The sequence below is a fragment of the Anaerohalosphaera lusitana genome (genome assembly GCF_002007645.1).
GTDB lineage: Bacteria > Planctomycetota > Phycisphaerae > Sedimentisphaerales > Anaerohalosphaeraceae > Anaerohalosphaera > Anaerohalosphaera lusitana.
In genome coordinates this window covers 1,369,173-1,387,832 of sequence record NZ_CP019791.1, presented here as the reverse complement: position 1 = coordinate 1,387,832, position 18,660 = coordinate 1,369,173, and the positions used below count along the sequence as shown (strand labels likewise).

General features: G+C 47.9%; 10 protein-coding genes. 1 reads left to right on the top strand and 9 read right to left on the bottom strand.

The window, feature by feature from the left end; all coding sequences use genetic code 11:
* Positions 1-88: 88 nt before the first annotated feature.
* From STSP2_RS05885 to STSP2_RS05860, 6 genes are all read right to left on the bottom strand, one after another.
* A complete protein-coding gene (locus tag STSP2_RS05885; protein WP_146660772.1) occupies positions 89-3,058 on the bottom strand; it encodes a LamG domain-containing protein in 2,970 nt (989 codons plus the stop codon).
* Between the two features lie 166 nt (positions 3,059-3,224).
* Complete coding sequence (locus tag STSP2_RS05880; RefSeq protein ID WP_169853022.1) at positions 3,225-6,914, bottom strand: DUF6259 domain-containing protein; 3,690 nt, start codon at positions 6,912-6,914, stop codon at positions 3,225-3,227.
* Between the two features lie 316 nt (positions 6,915-7,230).
* On the bottom strand, positions 7,231-8,799 hold the full coding sequence (locus STSP2_RS05875) for a LamG domain-containing protein (protein WP_146660768.1): 1,569 nt from the start codon (positions 8,797-8,799) through the stop codon (positions 7,231-7,233).
* Between the two features lie 86 nt (positions 8,800-8,885).
* A complete protein-coding gene (locus STSP2_RS05870; RefSeq protein ID WP_146660766.1) occupies positions 8,886-10,541 on the bottom strand; it encodes a FecR domain-containing protein in 1,656 nt (551 codons plus the stop codon).
* Entirely contained in the window at positions 10,531-11,076 is a 546-nt protein-coding gene (locus tag STSP2_RS05865) for a sigma-70 family RNA polymerase sigma factor (protein WP_146660764.1), read from the bottom strand. The genes STSP2_RS05870 and STSP2_RS05865 overlap by 11 nt, the downstream gene beginning before the upstream one ends.
* A gap of 543 nt (positions 11,077-11,619) precedes the next feature.
* A complete protein-coding gene (locus STSP2_RS05860) occupies positions 11,620-12,663 on the bottom strand; it encodes an IS110 family RNA-guided transposase (protein ID WP_146660763.1) in 1,044 nt (347 codons plus the stop codon).
* Positions 12,664-12,968: 305 nt separating this feature from the next.
* Here STSP2_RS05860 and STSP2_RS18040 point away from each other — a divergent pair, with 305 nt between their 5' ends.
* Complete coding sequence (locus tag STSP2_RS18040; protein WP_418202208.1) at positions 12,969-13,352, top strand: helix-turn-helix transcriptional regulator; 384 nt, start codon at positions 12,969-12,971, stop codon at positions 13,350-13,352.
* Between the two features lie 390 nt (positions 13,353-13,742).
* On the opposite strand, the gene STSP2_RS05850 is transcribed toward STSP2_RS18040, so the two are convergent.
* The 3 genes from STSP2_RS05850 to STSP2_RS05840 all read right to left on the bottom strand — a co-directional run bounded on the left by STSP2_RS05850 (position 13,743) and on the right by STSP2_RS05840 (position 18,620).
* Positions 13,743-15,785, bottom strand: a complete 2,043-nt coding sequence (locus STSP2_RS05850) for a BNR-4 repeat-containing protein (RefSeq protein ID WP_146660759.1) — start codon at positions 15,783-15,785, stop codon at positions 13,743-13,745.
* 127 nt (positions 15,786-15,912) lie between these two features.
* Complete coding sequence (locus tag STSP2_RS05845) at positions 15,913-17,889, bottom strand: LamG-like jellyroll fold domain-containing protein (RefSeq protein WP_146660757.1); 1,977 nt, start codon at positions 17,887-17,889, stop codon at positions 15,913-15,915.
* A gap of 74 nt (positions 17,890-17,963) precedes the next feature.
* On the bottom strand, positions 17,964-18,620 hold the full coding sequence (locus tag STSP2_RS05840) for a PEP-CTERM sorting domain-containing protein (protein WP_205848010.1): 657 nt from the start codon (positions 18,618-18,620) through the stop codon (positions 17,964-17,966).
* Positions 18,621-18,660: the final 40 nt, after the last annotated feature.

Sequence of the window (18,660 nt, the reverse complement as noted above, 5' to 3'; positions counted from 1 at the left end):
ACACGTCTAAATTCGTCAGCAACCAACAAATATCAGCTGAGATAAGGGCCAAGATTCCGACCCTCATCTCAGCGGTGAAGATTGTCAATTATTGTGGACATACTTCTTGCGGACTCAGGCCGCAATCCATCCATTCTGCTGCAAAGGACGCAAAATCGTGCAAGTCAACTTTGCAGTCAGGTTTACCATTAGGACCGGCAATGTCCATACTTGGTCTTTCAAGACAGATGGCTTCACCAGTTATGGCGTAGTAATCTGTGGCAATTTCCTCTGCGCTTCTTGCATAGTTGAATATCCGAAGATCGTCTATAGCACCATCAAAGAAGTTAGTTCCGCCACGATTAACGCCAACTGCAAACCTGCCGAAGTCAACCCCGCGATTACTGCTCTGGGCAACCAGTTCACCATTGGTATACAGTTTAACGCTATCGGCATCACATGCCGCTGTGAGCATCGTCCAGTCATTCATGCTAATCGCAGCCATGTCAACAAGCCCGTAAGCATAATAACGATAAGTATCTTCGCCGCAATCAATCTGGAAATCGTTTCCGTCACTGTTGTTATTAAATACCGCAGCATAAGGCATCTGAGTATGTGTGTCGGACTTAGCCCACACTGTAACCGTGAACTCCTGCCAGGTCTCTTGCTGAGCAAGAACGTGTTCCACTGTAATTTCATCAGCATTGAGCGCTTGGCCGCTGACACCAGCGACATAAACTGGACTCTTGGAGGCTGTACCGTCATAGCCGTTACCAGTCGCATCAGCGAGAGTGCCGTCAAAAGTCCAGTGACAGACCTCTCTATATGGCTCGACTGTTGAGTCGGTGGTAAAGTCCCAGACATTGCCAGGTAGTGCTCCGCCTGCGTTTACCGGATCGATTCTCCAGAAATATTCCGTAGATCCATCCAGTATAAACGATGCATCGTAAATAGTTGAATTGGTATTGCCCTGGTATTCCGCTGAACCAGGCGTAGCGTTAGCAACAGCGGTATAGCTCGTTCCCAGATATACATCATAACTATCAGCATTGGGCACATGCAGCCATTCCAAAATTCTTTTCGTAACACCTGCGCTGCCGTCTTTGGGACTCAAAAGGTCCGACCGTATATCCCCAGTGTAAATGTCAGTAATTCGTTGCGCTGTAATAGGATAATTGTAAATTTTAACATCATCGATAACACCATCGAAATAGCCGACAGAATCCCTTATATCCACACCTATCGAGACTGCGAGATTTGCATTCAGAGATTTTACTGGTCCGCTGTCTGTTGCCGGTGCACCCGCATCAACATAAATATAACCATCGTTGCCTTGGCGAACGGCCACAATGTGATGCCAATTGCCGTCATTAACCTTTTGTGTACTGGCAAAGTTTAATTGATAGCCATCGTTATAAACCACAAAACCAGCAGTCCCGTCAGAGTTGACTCTGACTATATATTGACCATTATACCCGCCTACACTGCCATCTCTCTGCTGAATAATAACACCAGATGCGGTGGTCTTTACCCAGGCAGAAATAGAAAATCCAAAAGTACCAGACAGTGCGGGATCAGTACCTAATGCGATGTAATCATCAACACCATCGAAGTTGAGGGCTGAATCATATTTGCCGGTTACGCTGTCATTTGCGAAATCCAGTCCCCCGTTAAGTGTTCCGTTGGCATTGTAAGCAATATCCTGAGCAGTCGTGCCAGTCATTTCATCTAAAGGCCAGTAAGCATGAATTTTTTCGCCAGCCACTATTTTCGCTACCACAACACCAGTAGCACGACTGCCCGACGAATCCTCTATAGTGTAATGAAAACTGTCTGTGCCGGTTTTACCAATGGGCGCAAAATAAAGCAGTTCATCTCGCCCGTCAGGTCCTGTACCCTGGGACAAAGTTACAGTACCGCCAAGGTTTGAACTGCTGTCGTAGTTATATATAGACATGGCCTCAGCATTAGCATCATGGTCGTTTGCCATCACATCAAAACGCCAGCTATTACCCTCTCTGATTCCTTCAGCCATAACGTCGAGCGCAGCATACGGAGGAATTTGAATATTTGTATATTTCCCGATATTAACATGAGCATTCTGGTACTTATTGCGATTATTAATAATTCTCTCTAGTACGGGTCCTGAGAATCGGCCATAATAATTGCCGCACATAATAGTTGAACCTTCAGGCCGGCCGGCCTGATTATCAAGCCCCCCCCAGAGGTGTCCTAATTCATGCCTCGCCAAAATATCGAAGTTGCCGTCGCCCGAAATACCGTTAAAACAATATCGGGCATCAGATGGATAGAGCTGCCCAACCCAAGCTACGCCACCACCGAGTTGCCCTACACCAAGAGCTGCGGCTTCGTATCCTTCTAGGTTGGCGTAATGATCATTATTCCATTGATTTTTCATCACTCCCAGCTGGGTATTACCAAATACTCCCTCGTAAGGGCATGCCTCTGCAGAAGTTCGAATTACCACCAGGCTGAGAGCCGGCATAAGGAGGGCATTTTGCGTATACATTGCCTTCAGTTGGCAAGCAGCGAATTCCACCATCTCCAAACATTTCCCCACATCGTTGTGTCTGTTATAAAACCAGTAAGCCACGTCAATGCCGATATTGAAACGGTACATATCACCACCTACACGGCCGGCACCCAATGTCGCCATAGTGGGCAAAGAGTAAGCTGGTATCCCGCTTCCTCGATGACCTGTTACCGCAGCACCCTCTGTAAACAATGTATGGCCGCGATCAAAATATATCTTCGTTTTCAGCTGACCGTTGTCGCTCAATACACCAGCTACCAGAGCTGAAGGATCTTCATCAACGGTTCCCATATAAGTTCGAACTTCGCCGGCGGTGTAATCGCCGTATGCACCAGAGGCATTTTGGACTTTCACATTAAATTGCGGCCCCCTCACTGTTTCCTTTGTCATTCTCAGTGTCAATGTCCCGCCGTTGTGATTAACTTGCTGGGTCAGTGTTTCAGGAGCCGCACCTGTTGCGTAACCCCCGAAAGCCATAAACAGAACAAGTACAAACGTTTTGACAAATACTTTGCAGTTAAACATATTTACTCCTATTTCGCACACAATTCAAGGCATTCGCACATCGTACAGCACACAATCTGTAACTGCGAAATGAAACTGCTTGCACCCAAACAATTACTTTAACCAATTAAAGAAGTGAAAGGCCCGGCCAGAACCGGGCCCTCACCTGTGACTTCAAAAATTCTAATTACAGAGCATATACTTCTTGCGGACTCAGGCCGCAATCCATCCATTCTGCTGCAAAGGACGCAAAATCGTGCAAGTCAACTTTGCAATCAGGTTTACCATTAGGACCGGCAATGTCCATACTTGGTCTTTCAAGACAGATGGCTTCACCAGTTATGGCGTAGTAATCTGTGGCAATTTCCTCTGCGCTTCTTGCATAGTTGAATATCCGAAGATCGTCTATAGCACCATCAAAGAAGTTAGTTCCGCCACGATTAACGCCAACTGCAAACCTGCCGAAGTCAACCCCGCGATTACTGCTCTGGGCAACCAGTTCACCATTGGTATACAGTTTAACGCTATCGGCATCACATGCCGCTGTGAGCATCGTCCAGTCATTCATGCTAATCGCAGCCATGTCAACAAGCCCGTAAGCATAATAACGATAAGTATCTTCGCCGCAATCAATCTGGAAATCGTTTCCGTCACTGTTGTTATTAAATACCGCAGCATAAGGCATCTGAGTATGTGTGTCGGACTTAGCCCACACTGTAACCGTGAACTCCTGCCAGGTCTCTTGCTGAGCAAGAACGTGTTCCACTGTAATTTCATCAGCATTGAGCGCTTGGCCGCTGACACCAGCGACATAAACTGGACTCTTGGAGGCTGTACCGTCATAGCCGTTACCAGTCGCATCAGCGAGAGTGCCGTCAAAAGTCCAGTGACAGACCTCTCTATATGGCTCGACTGTTGAGTCGGTGGTAAAGTCCCAGACATTGCCAGATAGTGCTCCGCCTGCGTTTACCGGATCGATTCTCCAGAAATATTCCGTAGATCCATCCAGTATAAACGATGCATCGTAAATAGTTGAATTGGTATTGCCCTGGTATTCCGCTGAACCAGGCGTAGCGTTAGCAACAGCGGTATAGCTCGTTCCCAGATATACATCATAACTATCAGCATTGGGCACATGCAGCCATTCCAAAATTCTTTTCGTAACACCTGCGCTGCCGTCTTTGGGACTCAAAAGGTCCGACCGTATATCCCCAGTGTAAATGTCAGTAATTCGTTGCGCTGTAATAGGATAATTGTAAATTTTAACATCATCGATAACACCATCGAAATAGCCGACAGAATCCCTTATATCCACACCTATCGAGACTGCGAGATTTGCATTCAGAGATTTTACTGGTCCGCTGTCTGTTGCCGGTGCACCCGCATCAACATAAATATAACCATCGTTGCCTTGGCGAACGGCCACAATGTGATGCCAATTGCCGTCATTAACCTTTTGTGTACTGGCAAAGTTTAATTGATAGCCATCGTTATAAACCACAAAACCAGCAGTCCCGTCAGAGTTAACTCTGACTATATATTGACCATTATACCCGCCTACACTGCCATCTCTCTGCTGAATAATAACACCAGATGCGGTGGTCTTTATCCAGGCAGAAATAGAAAATCCAAAAGTACCAGACAGTGCGGGATCAGTACCTAATGCGATGTAATCATCAACACCATCGAAGTTGAGGGCTGAATCATATTTGCCGGTTACGCTGTCATTTGCGAAATCCAGTCCCCCGTTAAGTGTTCCGTTGGCATTGTAAGCAACATCCTGTGCGGTCGTGCCAGTTGTTTCATCTAAAGGCCAGTAAGCATGAATTGCATCTGCTTTCCTGGAGATATACACCCGTATTTCCCGCGGGGAGATACGGATGTTTTCACTGAATTTATCGCCGGAGAACTCGACTATTCTGTCCGAGCCCAATTTTGACACGGAAACCCCGCCTTTGTCCAAACCATACTCTGCCAGATCGCAGTGCCACAGGAAATCTATCTCTCTATCGGACGCGTTCGCGAATATGAAGGCGGCATCGCCTTGTTCATTGCTCCAGGCACCTCTTTGAATGGCGCTGGCCGTAATCGGCCAGTCCTGGTTGAGCCAGCTCCAGTCGGCGGTCAGTAGTGGGATGTCGCCGGTAATTTCGGGCGGCCTCAGCATCTGACCTCTGCCTACAAAGAATGATAACTCTTGGCGTATATGGGCGGCTTTCTTCATATAAGTCGCCGCATCCTGCTCAATGAAATTCGGAAAGCACCACCCCAGCTGTTCGCCGAATACCAGCGCCTGGGCTATCTTAATGCGGTGGGCGGTCTGATCAGTGCCGCCATATCTTCTTCCGAACATATGGGCGCTGCCTCCGTAGACGGCATGGAAAAACGGAACCATATTCTGATAGGTGAGGTCCCACGTGAGATATCCACCCATAAGGCCCACATACGGTTCCGAGAGGGATTCGGTCGCGAGGATGGTATTTTCCAGATTGCGCGAACTTAATTCTTCTCTAATCATCTGCAACATCGGGCGATAGCCCTCTTCTATCCACCAGGAACCGCCGCCCAGCGGATGGCTGTGGGAGGGGTCGAAACACTGTGCGGGCGGTGCCGCTGCCAGCATATCTAGATAGACCCCGTCGACACCGAACTCCGGTCCGGCCAGCCTCAGAATAATCTCATTCATCTTGTTCTGCCAAGTGGGAGTTGTCGGGCACATTACAGCGAAGAGGGAAGGGGTTCCGAAAGTAGCCGACACGAAGTTCTGATCAACCGTCTTTGCTGCGGCCGGCAGGGCTTCACTCTCGAAATCATTCAAACCGGTGTCCCAAACCCTGCCGTTGATATACGGTACAATCTTAATATTTCTAGCCTGCAATTCGTCAATTGCCGCGGCGAAACCGGGCTCGGCGGGGAAATAATCGGGGTACTTCTGATCCCAGAGTATCTGATGCCACATATACCAATGCACGGCCAGGGGCATATCCATAAAATCCGCAAACTCCTTTATCGGGTCCACGATCTCGTCCGGTGTACCGCGGGCATTGAGCCAGAGGTGATTGTTGTCTAGCCAGCTGCTGCGCGCTTCTAAATCCGGATTCCAGACGGTGTCGGAAAATACCCATTCTTTGTAGATTTGGGCCGCGTCGAACCAGTCCCCCTCGAAAAACTGCATGCGGAACCCCCCGGGTTGCTTGAAGTCGTTGCCTGGGATTGTCGCATCCGGAACCGCCCATTTGACTTTTATTTCGACCGAATCGCCGCCCGCAGCACTAGATGCGCCAAGAAACTTCGTGCTTCCGTGAGGATCTTCGGGAGAGAGATAGATGCCACCAGTCTTGTCCCAGTAGGCAAAAGCCTGAAAAGGAGCGCCTGCCGAGGGGTAAGGCAGATAATCCACCGTTTTCCCCCAATGTCGGAGTTGCAAACCTGAAAGCAGCGGTTTCGGGGTGACTCGCCCACTGGTTTCGGGTGTAAGTATGTAATCATCATCAAGGCTTTCGCCGAGCTGTCCGAGATTGACATAGGGGAAAACGACATCATGTAGCGACCAATTTTGCGAAGTATTGTCAACTTCGAGATCGAGGTAGCAACCCTCTTGGTCCACCTCTGCGCGGCAAATGACCTCCATGTCTTCCCTTCCAACCGCATCGCCGTCTTCTAGCAGTTGTTCCGACATTTCCCGCTCGAGGGTCTGCCCCAATTCCCAAAGGATCTCCCCTTTTGTGCGCGATTCGGATATACCAATCCGTGCATCGCATTCAGCGCTGTCGATCGTAACCGTCTCGCCCGAGGTGTGTTTCAGGGTCAGACTCCAGAGTCTGTTTTGGGGGACAATGTATTCGCGCTGGCTGGCCGCATTTTTTATGGAAAGCAAGCGGCAAGAGTTATCCGAAGAATCAAAGGTCACTATAAATTGTCCGTCCGTACCCTGCAGCGTCGTCTGCGCAGCTGATGCATAGGCACCAAAGCTAACAAAAACCAGAACAAGTACAAACGTTTTGACAAATAGTTTGCAGGTGAACATATTTAATCCTATTTCGCACACAATTCAAGGCATTCGCACATCGTACAGCACACAATCTGTAACTGCGAAATGAAACTGCTTGCACCCAAACAATTACTTTAACCAATTAAAGAAGTGAAAGGCCCGGCCAGAACCGGGCCCTCACCTGTGACTTCAAAAACTCTAATTACAGAGAACATGCTTCGGCAGGTGTCAGACCGCAGTCCATCCATTCTGTTGCAAACGATGCGAGATCAAGGAGGTCGACCACGCAATCAGGTTCACCATTCGGACCGGCAACATCCCAGGCTGGTCTGTCAGTACAAACAGCCTCGCCGGTTATTGCATAGTAATCCGTAGCCACTTCTTCCGCAGTTTTTGCATAGTTGAATATCCGAAGATCGTCTATAGCACCATCGAAGAAGAGACCGTCACCACGGTTTGCACCAACAGCAAACCTGCCGAAATCAACCCGCCTTGAACCGTTTTCTCCAACGTACGAACCATCGGCATATACCTTAGTGCCTGCGGCATCACAAGTCACCGTAAGCATGGTCCATTCGGTCGTGCTCAACGGAGCCATATCGTTGACCGCTACGGAACCATTAAAACGATAAACAGTAGTACCACAGCCAATCTGGAAATCGTCACCAGCAGCTTTGCCGTTGTTGAAAATTCCAGCGTAACTAGTCTGCGTATCCGTATCAGACTTGACCCATAAGTTCACTGTGAATTCCTGCCAGCTTTGCTGTTCGCTTAGATCATGTTCCACGAGGATCGTATCAGCATCCAGTGCCTGACCATCGATACCAGTTACATAGTTTGGATCAATTACTGTGTCAGCTTCGTAGTAGGCTGTACCATCATAGCCATTGCCTGTGCCATCAGTCAGGTCACCTTCAAAGGCCCAATGACAAACTTCTTCCTTAATCGCCAGAGTAGCCGAATCACTCAATAAGGTAAAACCGCCATCGCTGGTGACTTCACAGTAATAAGTACCCCAGTTGCCGGCCGCGGTCGCAAAGCTCAGCGTTGCATCCGTAGCACCTTCCACATCGAGATCATTGCTGGTATCGCCATCGCCGTCGTCTATCTTCCATTGGTAGCTCACTGTTGAGCTGCTTGCAACCTCTACACTGAACGAGACAGGCTCATCGGAAAAGGCCAGCGCATCTTGCGGCTGCTGAGTGACAGACATACCAAAAGGCGTTTCACCATTATAGTAAACTTCAAATCCCTCGTAGTCCACGACCAGGTCGTTAGTTCCGGAAGTAGCATCGCCTGCAAAGCCGACACCGGTAGCAACACCACCGACGGCCCTGGTAATATGATTCGGATCCGCTGGATCCGTAGGTTCCAAGCCGTCCAGGTCAGGATTAATAAACAGATCAGAAGTACCTTGAGTGGTATTGACCTTGAGAACCAGCAGAGTGGGAGTCGCCTCGGGTATGGGAACATCTGAAACAGTTTTACCGCCGCCAACGATAGCCCAATTTGCAGAGTTCCAGGCCTGACCAAACTGGACACCGCCGATAGCGGGCGTGTTGTAACTGTAAGCATAGGCACCTGTATTGGTAACAGTCATCGTCCCAACAAGATAATAAGTGCCCGAGATTTCTAAATCGCCCTCAAAATCGTTGGCAACGCCATACGTCCCCGTCTGGTCCAGAGCATCTGGTATGCTGATGACATCCGCTGCCGCCAGACCCGGTACAATTGCACATGCAATCACAAATAATAGTAACTTTTTCATCATTCACCCTTTCTTAAAAAATACCAAAAGCATTAAGCTTGCGGCTATTCTACCGCAGCAATTTCATAAGTTACATTCGTCAAATTGATTCAATTTATGTTGAAGTGTAAAAACGGCTTTACAAAAATCGCCCAGTCCCGGGGTATTTCACCAGCATCGGTCACAACGAACGTCAAAAAACGGTCGTTAGGGCGAATATCTATCTCAATTTTTTCGCCGCCCTGTTCAGGAGTTGCTCCCTTTCTTGTGTACCTGGCCTGACCGTCTATAAGAACGAAAAAGTCAGCCTGTGACTCATAACCGAAGACATCAGAGACAGTGCTGGAAATACCGCATTCTGCAGTAAGCGATTTCAGCTCGGTCCCGGGCACATTCTCGCGGATAGCATCAAGATCGAAAGTAATGCCAAGATTTGCATGCAGACTGAATGCAGACGGACTTTCAACTCGACCGTAGTCAACCCCATTCAGCACCAGATTATGACGAGATGAATCGTCTACCCCATGCACAGCTCCGTTAAAAATTGCTCCCCAGTAGCGGCCAGTAGTTGCCGGAGCATCATTGAACAGGTGGCCCATAGATGAAACTTTAACAGGCCCCCAGGATGCATTCGGAATGAATACGCCATCAATCATTTTGCTTTCGGCAACATCCGCATAGCCACCTTTTCCAGAATTGCCAACCATTTCGAATTCGTTTATCAGCTTGCCAGTGATCGGATCAACGCCAACTTCAATTTTCCCAGTGCCGAATCCATTTCCGTGTCCGATGATATCCGCTAGATCGACCGGCTCGCCTCGCCACACAAAATTGCTGGAAGAAACAACCTGACGGGCAAATGTGTAAGACCTTACAGGGATTGCTGTCGTTGTGTCAGATAGTGGATCGTACTGAGCAGCGAGCCCGGCAGTCAGCCTCGTGGCATTCTCAAAAACCAGAGGATCAGCACCTGGTCGCAGCTCCACCTGACCTTTGTACACGTGTGCTTCGGTATTACCTGCCGAGTCGATCATCACACCGAACTCTGTGCCATAATCGACAATATGCGCACCGGGGGTCTGTACAGTAAAGCCTACTGCCGAAGACGGAACCGTCGCAAAAATCTTGCCGCTGAGAAGTGCTATTTTCTGCTCGCCCTTGAACTCAATTTCTGCCGGCCCCTCGAGAACCGTCTCAACACCGCTGTTGAATGCTATTTTTGCCAGCCCCTTCTTTAATTTCAAGGGGCCCTTATTTGTCCAGAGACTATCACCTTTATTAAAATCGGACTTAGTCCATTCGGCGTTCATCTGATCGACAAGGGTAGCCACTTCAATAACGTCCACCTTCTCAGGGGCAACCCGGGGAAACAGAAAAACAAAAAGCATCGCAGCCGCACTCATCACTAGTGTAATAATCTGGAACTTACTGAATTGTCGTTTTTCGGGTGCAGGATAAACAACTTTTTGAATCAACTCACGCGAAGGCTTTTCTGCAGGAATTTCAACTTCTTCAGCGGTATTCTCGTACTCAGCTAATTCCAACAACAATTTGTTACACTCTTGCTGGTTTTTATCGGGAGCGATACCTTTTATTTCGTCCATCGAAGCAAATGTGTACATGAAGTCCAGATAATATTTGACAGCAAGGGGATCTGTCTTTAACAGATATTGCAATCGATCAAACTCTGCACTTGTTACCGAATTATCAGATGCTTTTAAAGCCAGAGCACTGATCTCAAACAGCATTTTATCTTTAGCTTCCATACGATGGACCTGAAGAAAGAACCTGGTTAATACACTTAACAAGAAGAGCGTGAATTCGACTTACCTTTCGATAAGCACTTTGCTTAGAAATTCCGAATTTCAGTGCCATTTGTTTGAAAGTCATACCGTGGCTATATCTCATCTTTAAGACATCTATATCTTTGTCTGGAAGCTTTTTAAGACAATTTTGCATCGCATCCTTCCGATCTGAGAAAACGTCGGATTCGGGCACTTTTGCCTCAATAATCTTGAGCACATCTGAGTCATAATGAAGCCTCGACCTTTTATTTTTCCGCAGAAAATCCATGACTTTATACCGGGCGATCGTTTTTCCCCATCCAACAAAATTGGTTCCCGGCTCAAACTCATCAAATTTACTCCACATCAAAGCCAGAGTGTCTTGAAGAATGTCGTCAGCATCCTCCTTACAAATCACAAGGCTTAGTATGTACACATAGATGTCTTTTTGGGATGACAATACATACCCCATAAATAACTTGTTCACATCGTGAGACTTGTCGAAACGATTTTCCACGTGTACCTTTTCCCTAATTTTTCACGTCCTCAACCTGCTAATTGCAAAAATCCGTCTTTGTCACCTCAAAAAAAGAAAAATTAGGTAATTATGCATTACAGGTTCCAGCAACTTTACAGGACAACAATATTTATTTATCAGCAATCCACGAGCGGTATGCTGACTGACCATATCCTTCTAACCTTCTCCTCTAATTACAGACCCTTCCTATGAAGCCAGATTTGTCAAGGGTGTTTTTTTTGTTTTTAAGGTATTTGTATTTTCATACTGCGCAGAGTTTCCTTTGGCTGTTTTATGATCGGTCGTCTCATACTCCTATTCAGGTTGCTGCGATCGTTTTTTATGATTTAACTCGCAGTCCTATTTAACTTTTGCGGTGGTCGGCCTATTCTTAATTGCGGGCTTGTGAAACGCCCAAAGGGTCAGTCAGGCTCGACGTTATTCGATCTCGATCATATTGCAGCTTTTTATATTATCGTTAATTCATTTTTGTTTTTTGCCCTCATCCCCAGCCGGGGTGAAAAATAAAAATGAAGCTCATTGTTACACTCGTGCCACTTTGCAGCGATCATGCCGCCATGGTTTGTTGTCTCGAAGCATGGCCCAGCACCGTATCAGCATATGGCGGGCCACCGCTATTATTGCTATCTTTCGACGCTTGGCGCTGCCCCGGCAGACGCGGTCGTATATCTCTCTGGCCCAGGCATACTGCAGTGATGCCCAACTGGCCTGGACCAGCAGCATTCGCAGTAGAGGATTGCCGTGTTTGCTGATCCGTCCGGTGCGGTCCATTTCGCCGGATTGATACCGCCGGGGTGTGAAGCCGACGTAGCTGGAGACGTGGCGGGCATTTTTGAATCGGTGAGGATCGTCAATCACCGCACTAACTGCTTCTGCGGTGCGCGGGCCTATGCCTGGGGCATTGCTAATTAAAATGGTTGCGGGATCTTTCTTGCCGAGTGCATCAAGCTTGGCGGTAACGCGGTCGAGCTGCTGCTGAACGATCTTATACTGCTGCAGTTCAGCGTGGAGCTGGCCTCGCCAGAGCTGGCAGGGGTCATCAATCTGTTTCAGCGGCGAGGCATGCTGTGATATTGTTTCAAGATGTTTTTTGGTCCAGCAGTTTCTGCCCGCGGGCAGGTCGATGGCCATGCTGCACATAATCGCGCGGATGCTGTTTTTGATCTGTGTCATGCGGGTGACGAGTTTTTGACGGTAGTTGATCAGCGAGCGTTTCTGGCGGACCTTCTTGACGGGAACGTGGACCTCCGGGAAGAAGCCGTGGTGGTACATGACCGCCAGGCGTTTGGCGTCTTTCTTGTCGCTCTTGACGGGATTGTTGGTCCATTTCCAGGCTGCGACCTTGAAGGGAAGCTGCATCGCTCGGAGCATGTCGGCCAGCCAGCCGGCCTGATTGCCCGACTCGAACAGGACGATCGAGCTGTTTGCGTTGAGCTCTGCGAAGATGTCGTGGAACAGTTCGGGCCGGGTGCGGACGGTGCGGTATTTAGTTTTCAAAGAGGCTCGGTCCATTTGGCAGAATACGCTCTTGTTCTTGCCCAGGTCGATTGCTAAAATAGTTTCCATGCCAGATACTCCTTAAAATTTACGTGAATAAATTTTGTGCCGTCACTGCGACGAGCACCTAACGGGGACGAGTATAACATATTCGTCCCCGAGTATCTGGCTTTCATAGTTTCTTTACCGCTGTGTTCACTCCCTTCCGGCGAATCAGTTTAACCACGGAAATACATATAGGACACAACGATCGCTGCAAGGATCGCGCAAGAAGCGACCACAGTCGACCGGATATATTCAATACCGAGCAGGCCAAACAGTTAACCTCTGAGGCGCTTACGGATGTGTTGACCAAGAACAGCATAGCGATCAGTATGGACGGCGTTGGCCGTGCGTTTGATGTGAGAACAGCTGGAATTCAGTCAGCATGTTCGCGACCCATGTATATGCAGCATGAACAACTTCTAAATCCAATCAACGGCACACAGAGAGAACTTATACCGGGCTCCCAGATACCCCATGTGCTCAATGCCACATGCCTTTCGAGAAGAGAGCTGGAAAAGCGATTTAAAGCCGCCCTGAACAAAACAATTAAAGACGAAATTGAAAGGCTGAGGATCGAACTCATTCAAAAGAAGCTGCGAAATAGTACGCAATCCATATCACAGATTGCCGCCGAACTGGAGTCCACTGACAGGGAACACTTTGCGAGATATTACAAAAATCAAACGGGACAGAGCCCTATGCAGTTTCGATGAGAATCCTGACTTAAAAGCAAACAAATAATAGGGCTCACGTTTGCGGATCTTTCCTGTGCCGCCTTCTCATCGCTCCATCCCAGCCAAATCCTCTCGCGACGAAAAGCCAGATTGGCCGCAAAATCCTTTGGCACAAGATCATTGAATGGCTTTTCACTGCTCATGAGAATTATCCCTCGCACGCTTGATCTGCCCGATTATGCCAATTGCACCTAAAAATGCACGCCGGGTATTCTGAGTCTGCACAATCTTCAATGCATGTCATCCCACGCTCTCAAACGAACATTTCAAGTCAGACCAGAGCTTATCGGCGCTGTCCCCAAAAACATCTATCTTAAACAAGTATGACTTTTGCAATATCTTCCAGTTAAAGATTAATCCTGTGAAAAACTATTCGCTGCAAAAGGAAACTGGATATAGCCCGCAATCGAGCCAATTCAAAGCCAACTCTGAAAAATCAGCTAGATCAACCCTGCCGCTGTTATTGAAATCGCCTGGAACATCAACTATATCTGTCTTAATCAAAGTGTTGTAATTCGTATAATAAACATAGTCACCATACATCCAGCATAGCCCTGATTGGTTTTCGGGACGGTTGCGCAGCACGTAGGGCCGCACGTTATTTTTTTCGGAATTCGCAGTTATGGCTTTAGTTGTCCAGGTACGCCCCTGGTCATCTGTTGACCATTTTTCTATCTCAAAAATGCCATTGATCTGCCTGCTAAGGTACACAATCGAAGGATTTTTATGGTCGAGAATCACGCCGCCTGAATAATGGGGCTCCGGCTCGCTCTGCCCTTCAGGTGTTTGAGGAAACCAGGGCCCTGCAGCAACTATCTCATTATCGATCCATTCACTGCCGTTCCAGCGTGCGTAGCGATAACGATGATCGTTTTCGGCCGGCAGGGTTGCATATACTATGACCGGGTACCCATTTTCATCCGAGGTGACATCCCAAATCCAGGACCTTACATTATTGACCCTGCCGTCGTAGACCACTTCAGTATCTCGCGGAGCTACTGGCAAAGAAGACATATTAGCAATCAACGTACTGTCAGCTTGATGAAAGTTGCCGTTGTAATAACACATATAATAAATACTATTGGTGGATATGTTTCTTGGATGACCGTCTGTAAATGCAATATGTATTCTTTCAGTGCCGTCAGAGTCTATCTTAACATAAGGCCTTTGGTTTGGGTTCAGTATGACATTCCGCCCCTGGACCCAGCTCTGACCACCATCATCTGACCATGACATAGTCGGATTCCAAGAATCACCTCTCCAGAATAGATAAAGTCTGTCATTTTCGGAAGAAAGTTGAACCGGATTAGGGTAACAGTAACCCCAGCTTGTTTGATTGAGATCCAACGATCGCTCTGGCCCCCATTGAGTTATATCTTCCGGGTTCACCGAAACGCGCAAGAACATGTTTGGACCGCTGTGTTTTGAATAGAACACCATCAAACGCCCATCCGGCAAAAAATTAAGTGCCGGATTGGCATGGTCGTCAACCTGGAGCCCTGAACGAAGTGTAGTCTCGTCCTTATCTCCCGTTGAGCTGTCATAAGTCACAATTTGAATATCGCCATGAGAAGTTACAAAACTAACATACATTATGCCGTTACGATACATGCCTCTTGGATCAGCGAACCAGCACCATGCACCGTTGTCAGAAACATTCCTGTAAAGCGAACCAGCTTGGGCCTCTGCGCCAGAACGGGAAGACATCCATTGCTGAGCAAATGCCTGCAGATCGGCTGAGTCAACTTTACAGTTGCCGTCAATATCTGCAACTGGCGGATTCAAACACTCGCCCTCAGGCACCCCATATGAAACGCCATCATACCAGGTCCTGTCGTCATTTCCTGGAAAGTCATCAATAAAAACCTGGACTTGACCAGAGCTGTCAGCACTGACAGTGCCCAGTTTTATCTCAAATAGTCTCCTGTTGTCCTCACTGAGCATTACAGCAGAGTCAAAGTATGAGCTGTCCGTTATCTGAGTCCCCTGATTCCACAAATACTCCGTCATTCCATCCACACTCAGACCAGCAGCGATATCCCATTCATTATTACCATTTGGCGTCCCGTCGCCCGCCACCCAATAGTTCGCATATATCGTATAATGTTCGTTGGCAGCAAGCCCCGATATTGTCGTACGCAGCAACGGACTGGCCGATCCAGCGCTGGAAGCAAATAAATCTGAATTGTTGGCGTAGCCAGTTCTGACATGCCAGTGATCATTTGCTGTTGCACTACTGCCGCTTGTCGTCACGTCTTCGGGATTTAAAGGAGACGTCGTCACGTTCAACGCTGTGCCATCCGCAAGAGTTGTATTTGATATTGCAGCATCCACATAAGTCAAAGGTGCACTGTAACCCTCTCCCGCTAACACAAAAGCAAAAAATAGCATGACTAAGACGCTGGTTCTCATTTCACATATCTCCGAAATACAAAAAAATCACACATCGACAACAGGGCGTACGCCGAAAAACGCACACTGAATAAATACAATGAGCCTCGCCGCAACGAGGCTCATTGTTAAAGCTTAGATAATATATCTAGTTACATGATGGTACACGGCCACAATCAAGCCAGGATCCGGCAAATTCTGCCATGTCGGCAATATCTACGACACAGTCGCCAGTGAGATCCATTGCAGGTGGATTTACGCAAGTCGCTATACCCGTGTACTGGTAGTAGACTTCAGCAATTTGCTCAGCTGTCATACTGTAGTTGTAAACTTTCAATTCATCAAGCAAGCCATTAAAGGGATTGGCAACGTTGCCGCGAGAGTTTACCGCACCAACAAACAAACCGTAGGTCCATGGATTGAATTCATTGGACACCCCGCTTACAGTCGAAGCGCCGGCAACAGCACCATCAATATAGATGGTCATGCCGCCACCCTGATCAGAAGTCTGCCATGAAGCTGCAATATGGTGCCATTCTCCATCCGTTATTTGTCCAGCCGCTGCCTCTGTCGAAGTCGGATCCGCATCCCTGACCAGACAGCTTACTGATCCATCGGCAGTGACTTCTAAGCGGAAAGCCGTCGTGTAATATTGAGGTTCATCTTCAAATACACCCATAACAGTACCGGCGGAAGTTGTTTTTACCCAGCATTCTACCGTTCCGTTCTCAAGGCCCAATCCTGCCCTGGGACAGCCAACAACACCTAGATCCACGTAACCCTGACTATCCAGCGCCAGAGCCTGATTAGCAAATCCAACTCCATAGTTAACTGTACTGGCCGAATTTGGGTCAACAGTAAGATAAATACCGTCATTTACGCCCGCCATATCAGCCAATGAACTATCGAAGCTGTGGTATTGCACAAGTCTCTCGATATTTAGCAGGCCTGCATCAGATGGTGTTGAAGCGCCGTTGTCTGTAATCGTAACAATGCAATTGTATTCGCCATGATCAGAATCAGTCACGTCAAGCAGCGTCATAGTAGAGCTTGTTGCGCCGCTAATCAAATCACCGTCATGATACCATTGATATGTCATACCTGTTGAATCATTAGTAAACGGATTAGTTGCCTCAACGTAAAACTGAGCATCCTCACCAGGTTGTACAGAGACGTAATCGGCAGGCTGAGTGGTGATCTGAGGAACCGATGGAAGAGTTTCAAATGTCCACTCGCTTCCTTGTACGACAGTATCATCTGCCAATACTTCATCTACACGCCAGGTGTATACTGCATCTCTCTGGAGACCGCCGGGATTGTATGAAGCCGTTCCACTGTCGTCATCCTGAATAGAAGCTGTATATGCAGTACCAACATTAGGGTCATTAGGAAGGGATAAATAGACTTCATGACTCGCAACATCAACCCCGAAACCGCTATACCAGCTAATAACAACGTCCTCACTCACATTGTCAGCTCCGGATTCAGGCGTTGGCATAGATGCACTGGTATTCACTTCAAAGGAAACGCCGTCGTACCAAGTCCGGTCGTCATTCCCTGGATGGTCATCTATAAACACCTGGATTTCGCCGGTACTGTCAGCCATAATGGTGCCCAGTTTTATCTCGAAAAGTCTTCTATCTCCTTCACTGAGCAAGACACTGGAGTCAAAGTATGAACTGTCTGTAACCTCAATTCCGCCGTCCCAGAAATACTCAGTTATGTCTGTTTCATCCAAACCGGCAGAAATATCCCATTCCTGATTGCCAAACGGGGTTCCGTCACCAGCCACCCAGTAAAATACAGATACCTTATATAGTCCCCCGGCCTGCAAACCGGTAATTGTGGTGCGAAGAGTTGGGCTGTCCGATGACTCAATCGACGAAAAAACATCTGAATCGTTACTATAGCCAGTTCTGATATGCCAATGATCATTTCCTGCTGCCGTACTGCCGCTTGTAGTCACGTCTTCCGGGTTCACAGGAGACGTTGTAACATTCAAAGCTGTGCCGTCTGCAAGAGTGGTATTAGTAAGATCCGCATCCACATATGTAGCTGCCGCATTGCTTATACCAGCCAGGATCAGCAAAAACGCGAACACTGCCGTTAGTCCTTTTGTCTTCATCAATATGCTCCCGAAAAAACTCTAAAAATGTCGGGGCAATAAGCCCCGACATGAATTCATTGCCTTTGCCGAAACTAAGCGCTTCGCCTGCGGCGAGCAATCAAAAGACCGCCCAGACCAAGAATCGAAAGCGTTGCAGGTTCAGGAACTACAGAAGCACCAACACCGTCATACCAGGTCCTGTCATCATTTCCAGGAAGGTCACTCACAAAAACCTGTATCTGACCGGCACTGTTGGCAACCGCCGTACCGAGTGAAGCTTCAAAAAGCCTTCGATCTCCCTCGCTGAGCATTACAGAGGAATCAAAGTACGAGCTGTCTGTTATCTGTGTTGCATCGCCATAACGAAAGCCAACTATTCCTGACTCACTCAAACCGGCAGACATATCCCATTCCTGATTGCCTCCTGGGGTTCCGTCACCAGCAACCCAAAAATAAGATGACACAGAATAGGTCTCCCCAGCAACGAGCCCGTTGATTGCAGTCACAATAACAGGGCTGTCCGAATCGGCATGAGAAGCAAAAACATCGGAACCATTACCAAATCCGGTCCTTACATGCCACTGATCATTTGCCGTTGCTGCACTGCCGCTTGTCGTCACATTCACAGCTGTGCCGTCCGCAAGAGTGGTATTAGTGAGATCCGCATCCACATAAGTAACTCCCGCCTGGGTTAAACCTGCTGCACAAACAAGCAACACTGCACTTAACAACATTTTCTTTCCAATCATCATTAACCTCCAAACAAAAAAATAAAAATACGTTAGGCCC

Excerpts from the sequence above, each read along its gene's own strand:
- STSP2_RS05840 (WP_205848010.1), bottom strand. The coding sequence starts at position 18,620 with ATGATTGGAAAGAAAATGTTGTTAAGTGCAGTGTTGCTTGTTTGTGCA.
- STSP2_RS05870 (WP_146660766.1), bottom strand. The coding sequence starts at position 10,541 with ATGGAAGCTAAAGATAAAATGCTGTTTGAGATCAGTGCTCTGGCTTTA.
- STSP2_RS05845 (WP_146660757.1), bottom strand. The coding sequence starts at position 17,889 with ATGAAGACAAAAGGACTAACGGCAGTGTTCGCGTTTTTGCTGATCCTG.
- STSP2_RS18040 (WP_418202208.1), top strand. The coding sequence starts at position 12,969 with ATGGACGGCGTTGGCCGTGCGTTTGATGTGAGAACAGCTGGAATTCAG.
- STSP2_RS05860 (WP_146660763.1), bottom strand. The coding sequence starts at position 12,663 with ATGGAAACTATTTTAGCAATCGACCTGGGCAAGAACAAGAGCGTATTC.
- STSP2_RS05885 (WP_146660772.1), bottom strand. The coding sequence starts at position 3,058 with ATGTTTAACTGCAAAGTATTTGTCAAAACGTTTGTACTTGTTCTGTTT.
- STSP2_RS05850 (WP_146660759.1), bottom strand. The coding sequence starts at position 15,785 with ATGAGAACCAGCGTCTTAGTCATGCTATTTTTTGCTTTTGTGTTAGCG.
- STSP2_RS05875 (WP_146660768.1), bottom strand. The coding sequence starts at position 8,799 with ATGATGAAAAAGTTACTATTATTTGTGATTGCATGTGCAATTGTACCG.